At 37.8% G+C, this 12349-nt stretch carries 11 protein-coding genes; 7 read left to right on the top strand and 4 right to left on the bottom strand.

Annotated features, from left to right (window positions below):
* Window positions 1–246 precede the first annotated feature (246 nt).
* Complete coding sequence (locus tag REI64_RS08545; RefSeq protein WP_308849693.1) at window positions 247–2544, top strand: TonB-dependent receptor; 2298 nt, start codon at window positions 247–249, stop codon at window positions 2542–2544.
* 39 nt (window positions 2545–2583) lie between these two features.
* A complete protein-coding gene (locus REI64_RS08540) occupies window positions 2584–3654 on the top strand; it encodes an HmuY family protein (RefSeq protein ID WP_308849692.1) in 1071 nt (356 codons plus the stop codon).
* 157 nt (window positions 3655–3811) lie between these two features.
* Here the strand turns inward: REI64_RS08540 and REI64_RS08535 are convergent, their stop codons facing one another.
* From REI64_RS08535 to REI64_RS08520, 4 genes are all read right to left on the bottom strand, one after another.
* Window positions 3812–4693 (bottom strand): class I SAM-dependent methyltransferase, encoded by an 882-nt coding sequence (locus REI64_RS08535; protein WP_308849691.1) that lies wholly within the window; start codon window positions 4691–4693, stop codon window positions 3812–3814.
* 75 nt (window positions 4694–4768) lie between these two features.
* On the bottom strand, window positions 4769–5029 hold the full coding sequence (locus REI64_RS08530) for a DUF2281 domain-containing protein (protein ID WP_308849690.1): 261 nt from the start codon (window positions 5027–5029) through the stop codon (window positions 4769–4771).
* An 18-nt stretch (window positions 5030–5047) separates the two neighbouring features.
* Window positions 5048–5800, bottom strand: coding sequence for an ABC transporter ATP-binding protein (locus REI64_RS08525; RefSeq protein ID WP_308849689.1), 753 nt, complete (start codon window positions 5798–5800; stop codon window positions 5048–5050).
* A complete protein-coding gene (locus REI64_RS08520) occupies window positions 5797–6531 on the bottom strand; it encodes an ABC transporter permease (RefSeq protein WP_308849688.1) in 735 nt (244 codons plus the stop codon). The genes REI64_RS08525 and REI64_RS08520 overlap by 4 nt, the downstream gene beginning before the upstream one ends.
* A gap of 242 nt (window positions 6532–6773) precedes the next feature.
* Between REI64_RS08520 and REI64_RS08515 the strand changes: the two genes are divergently transcribed.
* From REI64_RS08515 to ispG, 5 genes are all read left to right on the top strand, one after another.
* Complete coding sequence (locus REI64_RS08515) at window positions 6774–7463, top strand: SDR family oxidoreductase (protein ID WP_308849687.1); 690 nt, start codon at window positions 6774–6776, stop codon at window positions 7461–7463.
* 100 nt (window positions 7464–7563) lie between these two features.
* A complete protein-coding gene (locus tag REI64_RS08510) occupies window positions 7564–8235 on the top strand; it encodes a PspC domain-containing protein (protein WP_308849686.1) in 672 nt (223 codons plus the stop codon).
* A gap of 101 nt (window positions 8236–8336) precedes the next feature.
* A complete protein-coding gene (locus REI64_RS08505) occupies window positions 8337–9317 on the top strand; it encodes a LiaI-LiaF-like domain-containing protein (protein ID WP_308849685.1) in 981 nt (326 codons plus the stop codon).
* A 334-nt stretch (window positions 9318–9651) separates the two neighbouring features.
* Window positions 9652–10251: an RDD family protein gene (locus tag REI64_RS08500; protein ID WP_308849684.1), complete on the top strand. Its 600-nt coding sequence runs from the start codon at window positions 9652–9654 to the stop codon at window positions 10249–10251.
* An 86-nt stretch (window positions 10252–10337) separates the two neighbouring features.
* Complete coding sequence (gene ispG / locus REI64_RS08495; protein ID WP_308849683.1) at window positions 10338–12314, top strand: (E)-4-hydroxy-3-methylbut-2-enyl-diphosphate synthase; 1977 nt, start codon at window positions 10338–10340, stop codon at window positions 12312–12314.
* Window positions 12315–12349 lie beyond the last annotated feature (35 nt).

Here is a 12349-nt window from a genome sequence, read left to right as displayed (position 1 = left end):
TTTTTAGTTAATGCTTTCAAAGGTATTAAGCAGCTTTTGCTTTCATTCAAATTTTTCAAAAATACATCATTTGTTAAAAGTTGTTAAGCTTACTTATCAACATCGACACAAAAAAATATATACTCTCTAAAATAGATGTTTTTCAGCGAATTAAAATAGAATGGTGAAAAAACTTTGAATATTATTTGTAATTAGTCTAAATAAATATTTAATATTGCGCTATTATTTGAAATCATTCTAAATAAGGTGAAAAAACAATTACTACTAGCTACTCTGTTCGTTTTAAACTTACATATCCTTTTTGCGCAAACTGCTACCATTACATTGCGAGGTAAAGTGCTTACTGCCGATGGACAGCCAGCATCAGGATTGACATTGTCGATTAAAGGAACGAGAAACATCGCTTATACTGATGCTGAAGGAAGATTTAGAATTTCTGCGCTAAGCGGTAGTTCAATCTTGATAATTAAGTCGGGCGTTTCTAGTGAAGAACAGCAGGTAGCTATTAATGAAACTAGTGATAAGCAGCTAGAATCCATCACCATCAAAGAAAAATCTTATGAGTTAAACGAAGTAGTGGTTACGGGACAATACGAAGCGCAATCTGTAAAAAACTCTGTTTACAATGTGCGTAGCATCAGCTCAGAAAAAATAAAATTAAGAGGAGCTACCAATATCCAGCAAATCTTAAATACTGAGTTTGGTTTTAGGTTTAGCAACGATTTGGTTTTAGGTATTAGTGATGTAGAACTAATGGGTATGGGCGGAAGGAACATCAAAATTTTATTAGATGGTGTGCCTGTAATAGACCGTTCGGATTCGAGGGAAAGCTTAAACCAAATTGACATCAATACTATTGATAGAATAGAGGTGATTGAAGGGCCAGTTTCTGTAACCTACGGTACCGATGCTTTAGCTGGGGTAATCAACATTATCACAAAAGGAGCAGGACAAGCAAAATTTGGTGTATCTGCTAGACTGCAAGAAGAAACAGTTGGGAAGGAATATGGCACTTTAGCAGGTGATGGTCTGCACAATAAAAATATATCGCTCAACTGGCGAAACAAAGGTTGGCATGCGCTAGCTGGTTTCAGTAGGAATGAATTTGGTGGATGGAATGTGCCGCCCAAAACTACTACCATTCAAGAGATGCCATTAATCACTTGGTGGAGGGCAAAGGATCAGTATCTCGGCAATGCCAAAGTGGGATACGAAAATGCCAAGTTTAATCTTTGGTATAGATTGGATTTGGTGGATGAGAAAATTGCCAGTCAGACAGGCATGAACCCAAATATTTACGTAGCTAAATTTCCTACTTACATTACCAATAGATATACCCATCAGTTGCAATCAGACATCAATTTATCAGGCAAACTACGTATCAATGGAGTTTTGGGCTATACAGATTTGCAAAGGAAAACAAATACCATTGAGCAAAACTTTGCTACAGGAACCAAGGTGTTAAGTACGGGGCAAGGAGAACAGGATGTCGCCAAATTTAATACAGCCATTTTTAGGGGGGTAGCTTATTACAAGGCATCTGATATGATTTCTTTTCAAGGTGGGTTAGAATATAACAGGGATGAAGCCAGTGCCAATAGAATTAAAGGTAATCCAGTAATTGAAGATTATGCGCTATTTCTATCTTCGGAAATAAAGTTAGGTGCAAAAGTAAGTTTACGTCCAGGAGCAAGGTTCATTAAAAACTCCATTTATGACGCTCCGCCAGTAATTCCATCATTAAACACCAAATTTATACTAACGGATAATCTGGATTTCAGGTTAGCTTATGCCCTTGGTTTTAGAGCTCCGGCTTTAAGAGAATTATATTACGACTTTGTGGATGCCAGCCATACCATCTACGGAAATCCGAATTTGAAAGCAGAGCACTCGAACAGTTTTAATGGATCTTTCGTGTGGTCACCAATCAATCAAAATGAAATTCGTTACTCTGCAAATCTTTCTGGTTTCTACAATATTTTCAAGAATAGAATTGGTTTTACTCAAGATCCTAACGACAATACTGTTACTAGCCTTTTTAATGTAGGAAGATTTAAAACTACAGGCGCATCGCTAACCAATACATTTGCTTACAAAGCTTTAAAGGCTGATTTAGGTTTGTCTTACATAGGTAGGTACAATTCGTTTTCTGAAGGCGACTATAATATGGCAGTTCCGCAATTTTCTTGGACACCAGAATTATTCAGTAACCTGATTTACAACCTGCCAAAAATAGATGCATCTATAAGCGCATTTTTCAAATACACAGGCCAAAGACCAGGTTATACATCCGATAATACGGTGCCAAACGGTGTGAAGGAAACTAAAATTGGTGCATTCAGTTGGACGGACATCATGTTCAATAAAAATATCTACAAACGATTTACCATTAATGCAGGTGTTAAGAACCTGTTCGATGTAACTCAACTTAGTAATACAGAAACAGGATCTAGTGGCCCTCATGGCGGCGGCGGGGGCTCTGTGGCTTATAGCTACGGCCGTTCTTACGTGTTGGGACTTACTTTCAACTGGAACAAATCTTAATCAATAACTAATTATTAACTAAAAAATAAATTAAAGAAGATGAATAAACTTAACTCAATTTTTGCGGTGGCATTGCTGGCATCAGTATTTACAGCCTGCTCAAAAGATGAAGTCGATCCCATTATTGTGGTACCACCATCTGATGGAAGTACAATGACTTTAAATGGAATAGCTGGTACGGAAGATGGAGCTTCGGCGGCAAATAGTGTTTATGTAGATTTTAGTGCTGATAAACAAACTCCTGTTCTTAGAAGTTCATGGGATTTGGGTTTCTATTCAGGTGCTGAGTTTAGAGTAATTATCAATAATTCAACCAGTGCTGGTGCTAAAGTTATTCAAACTGCAAATAGTTTGACAGCTGTTGGAGAGGCCGACACAGTTGGTTTGGTGCTTGGATTTAATCAGATGTCACCAAAGCCAGAAGATTTTAACTTCTATGATCCTATTAACGGAAGTATTTCTTCTACTGTAATTCCAGCAGTTTCAGCAACTGCATCTGACAACAAGGTTATTATCTTAAACAGAGGTACAGGTGGAGGTATCGCAGCCAGAGCGTGGATTAAATTATTAGTGACCAGGAATGCTACAGGTGGCTATACAGTGCAATATGGAACGATTAAACAAACATCAGGATTTAAGTCAGTTGATGTAGCTAAAGATGCAAGTTTTAATTTCAAGTTCATTTCTTTAACAAGCGGTACAGTTGTTAATGTAGAGCCAGAGAAAGCGAGTTGGGATATAGTATGGGGATATTCGGTCTATGAAACTAATTTCGGTCAAATGGTGCCGTATAACTTTTCTGATTTAGTATTCCTTAATAAACTAGGAGGTGTTACTGCTGCACAAATTTCTACAGATACGAAATCTTATGCTGCGTATGCTGAAGCTGACGTAGCTGGCACCAATTTTTTATCTAATAGAGATGAAATTGGGTCTAAGTGGAGAATAACGAGCCCAGCGGCATCAGCTGGTGTAAATTCAAAGGTGTTCTATGTTATAAAAGATGGTTCCGGCAATGTTTACAAATTGAAATTTAATAGTTTTCATGCAAACGATGCAGGTACTCGTGGCAAGCCTGTTATAGAATATAAACTAGTTAAAAAAGGATAGTTGGTTAGTTAGTGTATCTCAATTATTAATAGTTTGTTTTGTTTAGGGAAGGCCTCCATGGATTTGGGGGCTTCTCTTTTACCCCTAAATCCCCTAAAGGGGACTAGAAAACAGCTTGCTATTTGGAATTCGTTATTATAATTCCCCCTTTAGGGGGCTAGGGGGTCCTAAATTTACCAAATACTCCCAAGGGCAATTTAATACCAGAAGTAGCTTGTAAGAACAACTCTCCAGTTTCCAAATTTTTAACCTGTGGGAACGATGTTTTAATCAAGTTCTCTACAATTACAGAAGAAAAACCAAGCGAGTAGGTATTTAAAATCAAGAAATGTTCTTCTGGATCTAATAACTGAACAACATCTTGCATCATTTCTTGGATATGATCTTCTAGTTTCCACTTTTCGCCATTTGGCCCATGGCCATAAGCTGGTGGATCTAAGATAATACCATTATATTTTTTGCCGCGTTTCAATTCTCTTTTTACAAACTTCAAAGCATCCTCAACTACCCAACGTACATCTTTTAGTTTTGAAAGTTCTTGATTTTCGTTAGCCCAGTTCACTACTTGTTTAATCGAATCAACGTGAGTGGTATCGGCTCCTGCCGCTTTAGCAATTAAAGAAGCTGCGCCTGTATAAGCAAAAAGGTTCAGTACTTTTGGGCTTGGAGTTTTAAAACTTTTGATAGATGATGAAATGTAGTCCCAGTTTACAGCCTGCTCTGGAAAAACGCCAACATGTTTAAACGATGTCAAACCTAAACGAAGATTGATGCTTACCTCGTCATTTTGGTAGTTTACATTCCAACGATCGGGTACACTTTTGTTGTGCCTTACCCACTCGCCGCTAGTAGCAGAACGACCACGAAAAGTGATATGAGCTTTTTTCCTCCATTCCTCTGGCGACAATACTTTTTTCCAAACTGCTTGCGGCTCTGGTCTAGATAATATCAGGTTGCCGAAACGTTCCAATTTCTCAAAATCGCCGCAGTCAATTAATTCGTAATCTTTCCAGTGTGTTGGTGTAAGCAGTTGTATCATGTATTATATTATGTGAATCGTCATTGCGAGGTACGAAGCAATCTTAATGCGAAAGTTGTTTTAAATAATCAAGAACTAGGTAAGTTGTACATTATCACAGGAATACATGTACTCCTTGAAATCATCTAAAGGTTCGTTAAAATCATCGGGAATAATAAACAGACCCTTCGCTGCTCCGTATAAGCTTTTAGGTTCTTCCACCTTGTTTGGTTCTGCCGAAGCTTTGGCGTGTTTGGCTTTCAAAAAATCAATAAAATCTTCTACTTCTCCCAATAATTCTATAGGAAGTTCTTGAAGTTTTTTGATGATATTTTTCTTATCGTATGCACCAATCATACAACAAAGATAAGGATTTTAAAATTTATCTTTCGCAGCCTTCATGAAACGGCTCGCAAATACGAAATCGTTAAGCTCTTCGATATCAGTTTTAGCGATTTCTTTATTAGAACCTTCCCAAAACTTTTTACCTTGGTGCAAGAACATAATGTAGTCGCCAATGCCCATTACGGAGTTCATATCGTGAGTAACTACAATGGTAGTGGTATTATATTCTTCCGTAATTTCCTTAATCAATTCATCAATAACGATGGAAGTTTTTGGATCTAAACCAGAGTTGGGCTCATCGCAGAAAAGATATTTAGGGTTCATTGCTATCGCTCTAGCAATACCCACACGTTTCTTCATCCCTCCAGAAAGCTCTGCTGGAAATAGTTTGTTCTTTCCTTCGAGATTTACCCGCTCTAAACAGAAGTTAACTCGATCAAGCTTTTCGCTTCTAGATTGATCGGTAAACATATTTAAAGGAAACATGATGTTTTCTTCAACAGTCATCGAATCGAATAGGGCAGAACCCTGAAAAAGCATGCCAATCTCTTTCCTGATCTCGATACGTTCTTCTGTATTTAATTGTGTAAAATCCCTGCCATCGTATTCTACATTTCCTTTTTCTGGATGGTGCAACCCAATCATACACTTTAATAGTGTAGTTTTTCCAGAGCCAGAGCCACCGATAATTAAATTGGTAATACCTGGTTCAAATTTACCAGAAATGCCTTTTAGTACATCGTTATCACCGAACGATTTGTGTATATCCTTAATCTCGATCATAACATTAACTGGGTTACAATATAATCGCAGGCTAAAATGCTGATACAGCTTACCACTACTGCACGGGTACTTGCTTGCGCTACTTCTAAAGCACCACCTTTAACGTAAAATCCTTCATAAGCTGGTACCGAAGTAATGATAAAGCCGAAAACAAACGCTTTAACCAACGCAACAGCAATAGTAAATGGGTTAAAATCTGTAGTAATACCTTGAATATATTCTGCAGGAGCAACCGCACCAGATAATGTACCACCTAAATATCCGCCAGTAATACTTAATACCATAGAAATAATTACGAGTACCGGAACCATGGTGATACCTGCAATAATTTTAGGTAAAATTAAGTAGCCTGGAGCATTGATACCCATAATTTCTAAAGCATCAATTTGCTCGCTCACTCGCATGGTACCAATTTCTGAGGAAATAGCCGAACCAATTTTACCAGCTAATACAATAGCACTAATTGTTGGGCTAAGCTCCAAAATTGATGAATCGCGGTTCACCGATCCTATGATGGTTTTGGGAATGAAATCGCTAACCAATTGGAAGGCAATTTGTAAAGTCATTACCGCCCCGATAAATGTAGAAATGATACTGATTAGTCCTAGAGAGCCAACACCAATGAAATTCATCTGTTGAAAAATGGCTTTCATGTATATTTTCGTCTTTTCGGGCCTTTTAAACGCTGCTCTTAAAAGGAGTATGTATCGACCGAAATTGGTAAAATTCATCTAATAAACAATTGTTTAATTTAACTCAATAATATACAAAGAAACAACAAAAATGTTCTGGCTTAGCTTAATTATTGAAAAAATATTAACGATTGGAATTTTATTGCCTCTTTTGTAGGTTTAAAGGTAGGGTGTGTAAAATTGTTTAATTGCTAAATTGCGCTATTGTTGTAATGGCAATCAATTCGTTTCTACAAACAACATTTCAACTTTACGACATTTCAACATCACAACAATTTTATATGAACGCAATAATAACCGGAGCAACAAAAGGAATTGGAAAAGCTATCGCACTAGAATTGGCACAAAGTGGGTATAATATCATTGCCTGCTCACGAAATTTCGATGAATTAGTCACCTTAGAAGCTGAACTAAGAAGTTTTAATGTAGATGTATTAACTGTTGAAGCAGATTGTGGGGTGAAAAGCGATGTGTTAAAGTTTGTAGAGGAAGCACTAGCTTTTGCTCCAAAAATTGATGTTTTGGTGAATAACGTTGGTGTTTTTGTGCCTGGATCATTAATAGATGAAGAAGATGAAGTTTTCGAAAATCAGCTGCAGGTTAATCTAAACACAAGCTATTTTATCAGTAAAAGGATTGGAAAATTGATGCGTGAACAAGGATTTGGGCATATTTTTAATATCTGTTCGGTAGCAAGCAAAAATCCAGTAGAAAATGCTGGAAGTTATAGTGTAACAAAAGCAGCTATGCTTAGTCTTAATTATGTAATCCGAAAGGAATTAGCCCCTTATAAGGTTAAGGTAACTGCGGTAATTCCGGGTTCTACTTACACTGCTTCATGGGAAGGAACAACCCTAGACAAAGCAAAGTTTGTACAGCCCGAAGATGTTGCCAAGGTTATCAAGACTGTACTGCTGCTAAGTGATGGAGCAAATGTAGATGAGGTAACACTAAGCCCTTTAGATTTTTAGAAAGGAGAAACGAAACCGCCATAATTTTCAAAACTACAGAATATGATATTAAATTATGGCAGCTTCATCACCGCTAAAAATAAAATTAAATAGATGAAAAATGGAAAAGAAACTATATAGAAACGATCACGATAAAGCAGTGGCTGGTGTAGCTTCTGGTTTGGCAGATTATATGCAAATTGATGTAACTATCATCAGATTGTTATTTGTATTAACAACGATATTTTTAGCTGGTAGTGGTGTTTTGGCTTACATCGTATTGTGGATTGTGGCGCCAGTTAACAACGATCCATCGGTTAAGTACAAGAACTTTAAGAATTTTTATCAGCAAAATCCTCAAGGTGGTTCAATATTCAATTCGCCAGAAGCTTTTGCAGGCCAAACTCAACAAACGGAGCAAACCAAGTGGAATACGCAAAACGCCGATGCGTTTACCAAATTTGATAATCCACCGCCGGTAAAAACTAACGATACAGGCAAAACTGTAGTAGGCCTAATCTTATTGGTGTTAGGGGTTTACTTCTTGATGAGACAGTTAGATCTTGTACCTCATTGGTTTAATATCTTTAAGATTTACAAATTATGGCCATTAGCAATTGTTGCTTTAGGTGTAAGCCTGATCTTTAAAAACCAACGCAAAAACGAGTGGGAAAACTTCAAGAAAACTACCGAAGAAGCGCAGCGTAAAGATGAAAATAAAGGCGGTTTTGCAGAACCAACACAGCAAACACCTCCAACAAATACTGATACTACTGAGGAGACGAAATATTAGCAAGCTGAAGGGGTCGGTTAACAATTTTCAGTTGGCAGTTAACAAACAAGAGCCTTTCGACGTTCGAACATTATAACTTTTCAACCTTTAACAATATAATAATGAAATACGAAAGAATAATATGGGGTGTACTACTACTGTTCGTTGGTGGTGTGCTCTTGCTAGATAACCTTAATATCATAGAGTTTTACTGGAGAAACGTTTGGGGCTTTTGGCCAATCTTCCTAATTATTGGCGGTGTGAATATGCTTTTAAATAGGAATGGTTCACAAACCGGAAGCATTGTTTCGTTAGCCATTCTCATTATTGCCCTGGCATTTTTATTTGTTAGAGGACAAGAAAAGCCTCAACATAGAGGTTGGCTTGGGTTTTGGAAAGATAAAAATATAGAAGCTGACATTGATTGGGATGATATCCACAATGATAACGATACCATTTTTGAAGGACTAAAATTCTCAGAACTTTACAACGTGGCGGATTCGAGCAAGAAAACCATTTTGAATTTATCTGGAGGAGGTACTTCTTTTAAACTTAGTGATGCTACCGATAGTCTTTTTGAGGCAAGTGTAAATAAAAAGAAAGGAAACTTTTCATTAACAAAAACCACCACAGATACCACCAATACCTTAACCTTTAAAATGAACGACAGACGTAAGGGTAAGAAAAATAACTGGACATTCAACTCGGGGGGTAATCAAGTAAGAGTGCGCTTAAACACGCAACCACTTTGGACATTAAACCTTACTATGGGTGCTGGAGAGCTAGATTTCGACTTAACCAAGTACAAAATTAGAACATTGAACTTTGATGGTGGTGCAGCAGATCTGAAAATCAGAATTGGAGAGTTGTTACCTATTACCGATGTAAATGTTAAGACAGGTGTTGCCAATGTAGAAATTAAAGTACCTCAAGGTTCTGGCTGTAGAATTAAAACCCATACAGGTTTGGCTTCTAAAGATTTTAAGGGCTTCATTAAGAAGGATGATGGTTATTATGAAACGCCAAACTATGAAGGCTCTAAAAACAAGGTGTTTATTAAGCTTGATGGCGGTTTGAGTAATTTCGAAGTAGACACGTATTAAAAATGATTGAATTTTGAATAGTTTATCCCGACTATTCCTATCGTGTGGACACATCGGAGCAATGACGAAAATAGGTGCGTCATTGCGAACTGAAGCGTAAGGATAAGCGGGAAGAGTGAAGCAATCTATCCAATTTTAGATCTTCCGAACATTCGTAGTATTTAATCGCAATTTCTACTATAATTCGCAAATAGCTCCAGGGGAGCTCACATTTTACTAATGGTTGGTGTTATCACCAACCATTTTTGTAACAGCTTTTTTTACTCGATAAGTTAGTTTAACTACCTTTATACCTTTGGCAATTAAGCTAGATACAATTTAACCAAAAACCAGTTTGTACACTATTGTTGTAAAAGGTAAACCTCAGGGGCCATATACTTTAGAGGAATTGAAAAAAATGGAAATCTTTCCGGATACTTTCGTGAGGAAGCCTGGCATGGATGACTATAAGGAAGCTCATGAGCTAGAAGAACTTCGTGAACTGATGGGGTTTCGTAAACCTAAGCACACACCCCAATATTTTGCCAGTTTCGATCAACGCTTAATGGCTTGGGCAATTGATTTTTTTATCATCACTTTAGTGTATGCAATCATTTTAGCAATCGCTGTTGTCTCTATAGAAGATAAGGACAATAGAATTGCTTTGGTAGCAACTGTATGTTTATTAATACCTTTTACAAAATTTTTGTACAATGTTATTGGTGAAAGTTCCAAAACGCAAGGTACAGTTGGAAAGAAAATGATGGACATAAAAGTAACAGGTGATGATGGAGCAGCAATTTCTACAGGAACTGCATTAGTTAGAAATCTTGCTAAGATAGTATCAAATATGACGCTCGGTTTCGGATATCTCTATTGTTTCCTTAACAAAAAACAGCAATGTTTACATGACTCGATGGCAAGCACTTTAGTAGTTAAAGATAGGTTGTTGTAGAAATGATTAATGATTGAGTTTTGAATAACTGAACATAACAGCAATCTAACAATTTAACAGTCTAACTTTTTATATCTTTGTACACCATGCAGCAAAAAGAAGCAATTTTGTTAGACGGAGGTTATTGTAACAGCTTAACCCAATATTCTAGGTTTGTAACACGTGAAGTGCAGATAGGAGATACGCCAATGGGTGCGCATCATCCAATCCGTATCCAATCTATGACAACCACCGACACGATGGATACCATGGGAACCGTTGAGCAAACCATCCGCATGGTAGAAAGTGGTTGCGAGTATGTGCGTATCACGGCACCAAGTATTAAAGAGGCCGACAATCTAGCCAACATCAAAAAAGAGTTGCGTCTGCGTGGTTACCATGTACCTTTGGTTGCCGATATCCATTTTACACCAAATGCAGCAGAAGTAGCTGCACGTATCGTAGAAAAAGTACGTGTAAATCCGGGCAATTATGCTGATAAAAAGAAATTCGAAAATATAGATTATACTGATGCTGCTTACCAAGGAGAACTGAACCGTATTTACGATAAATTTTCGCCACTGGTAAAGATTTGTAAGGAATACGGCACTGCCATGCGCATTGGCACCAATCACGGTTCGTTGTCAGATCGCATCATGAGCCGCTATGGCGATACGCCGCACGGAATGGTAGAGTCGGCGATGGAGTTTATCCGAATGTGTGAAGATCTAAATTTCTACAATTTGGTGATCTCCATGAAATCTAGCAATACGCAAGTGATGGTGCAAGCTTACCGTTTATTGGTACAAACCATGGTAAAAGAAGGAATGAACTATCCTTTGCACTTAGGCGTTACCGAAGCCGGTGATGGTGAAGATGGTCGTATCAAATCTGCAGTGGGCATTGGTACTTTACTGGCAGATGGTTTGGGTGATACCATTAGGGTTTCCTTAACCGAAGATCCAGAGTTTGAAGCTCCAGTGGCAAGAGCTTTGGCTAATAGATACCCCCCTAACCCCCTAAAAGGGGAGTTACAAATAGCTGAAGCCAATTTGAATAAAAAAGGTTCCTCCTTTAGGGGGCTAGGGGGTTATAGTCCCTTCCAATACAAACGCAGGCTTACTGACGAAATCGAAAACTTTGGCGGTCACCAGGTGCCAAGAGTAATTATCAATCTCGAAAATGAAAACCTAAAAGATCCAGCTATTTTAAATGCTGTAGGGTTTAACTATTCAGCTTTGCTAGATAAATACAACCTTACCGACCAAGCTTGCGATATGGTTTATTTGGGTAATCAGTTACCGTCGTTTTCTTTTCCTGGCGGATTAAAACAATTATACAATTACCAGACTTGGTTCGGCTTGGCCGATAAGCAGAACTGCCATCCTTTATTTAGTTTAAATGAATTTATTGAGGCCGAGGTTAAGGATGATAGACTAAATTTCGTAAGGGTTTTAGCAGAAGATTTGGTTCCTGAGAAGTTATCGTCTTTACAAAGCGTTGTACTAGTTTTAGCTACCGAGGCTGAAAATGCGATGCAAACCATTCGCCATGCGTTTACAAAATTGTTGACTGCAGATTTGAAATTTTCTGTAATTATCGAAAGAACTTTTGACGGTGTCGGTTTAGAGGATTTTCAGCTGTACAGTTCAACAGATTTGGGAGGGTTATTTATCGATGGTTTTGGTGATGGTGTGTGGATCAACTCAAAAGAAACTCCTTTGTCAGTCATCAACTCAACTTCGTTTGGTATTTTGCAAGCTACCCGTACCCGTATCTCAAAAACAGAATACATTTCTTGCCCAAGCTGCGGAAGAACCTTGTTCGATTTACAGGAAACCACCCAGGCGATTAGAGCTAGAACATCGCACCTAAAAGGAATTAAAATTGGAATAATGGGCTGCATTGTGAACGGTCCGGGAGAAATGGCAGATGCAGATTATGGTTATGTTGGTGCTGGTGTTGATAGGATTACACTTTACCGCGGACAGGAAGTTGTAAAGAAAAATGTAAATACTGCAAATGCCATCGATGAGCTAATTGGAATTATTAGGGCAGATGGTAATTGGATAGAAAAAGAATAAAAAGAGGATGCTACAAGCGTTGATTGGTATTTTTA

The sequence above is a fragment of the Pedobacter sp. genome, assembly GCF_031119335.1.
Classification (GTDB): domain Bacteria; phylum Bacteroidota; class Bacteroidia; order Sphingobacteriales; family Sphingobacteriaceae; genus Pedobacter.
The sequence above is the reverse complement of the archived record's forward strand: the minus strand, read 5'-3'. Positions and strand labels throughout refer to the sequence as shown.

Coding starts and splice junctions, on each gene's coding strand:
- REI64_RS08505 (WP_308849685.1), top strand. CDS start 8,337: ATGAAATACGAAAGAATAATATGGGGTGTACTACTACTGTTCGTTGGT.
- REI64_RS08540 (WP_308849692.1), top strand. CDS start 2,584: ATGAATAAACTTAACTCAATTTTTGCGGTGGCATTGCTGGCATCAGTA.
- ispG (WP_308849683.1), top strand. CDS start 10,338: ATGCAGCAAAAAGAAGCAATTTTGTTAGACGGAGGTTATTGTAACAGC.
- REI64_RS08520 (WP_308849688.1), bottom strand. CDS start 6,531: ATGAATTTTACCAATTTCGGTCGATACATACTCCTTTTAAGAGCAGCG.
- REI64_RS08535 (WP_308849691.1), bottom strand. CDS start 4,693: ATGATACAACTGCTTACACCAACACACTGGAAAGATTACGAATTAATT.
- REI64_RS08525 (WP_308849689.1), bottom strand. CDS start 5,800: ATGATCGAGATTAAGGATATACACAAATCGTTCGGTGATAACGATGTA.
- REI64_RS08530 (WP_308849690.1), bottom strand. CDS start 5,029: ATGATTGGTGCATACGATAAGAAAAATATCATCAAAAAACTTCAAGAA.
- REI64_RS08515 (WP_308849687.1), top strand. CDS start 6,774: ATGAACGCAATAATAACCGGAGCAACAAAAGGAATTGGAAAAGCTATC.
- REI64_RS08510 (WP_308849686.1), top strand. CDS start 7,564: ATGGAAAAGAAACTATATAGAAACGATCACGATAAAGCAGTGGCTGGT.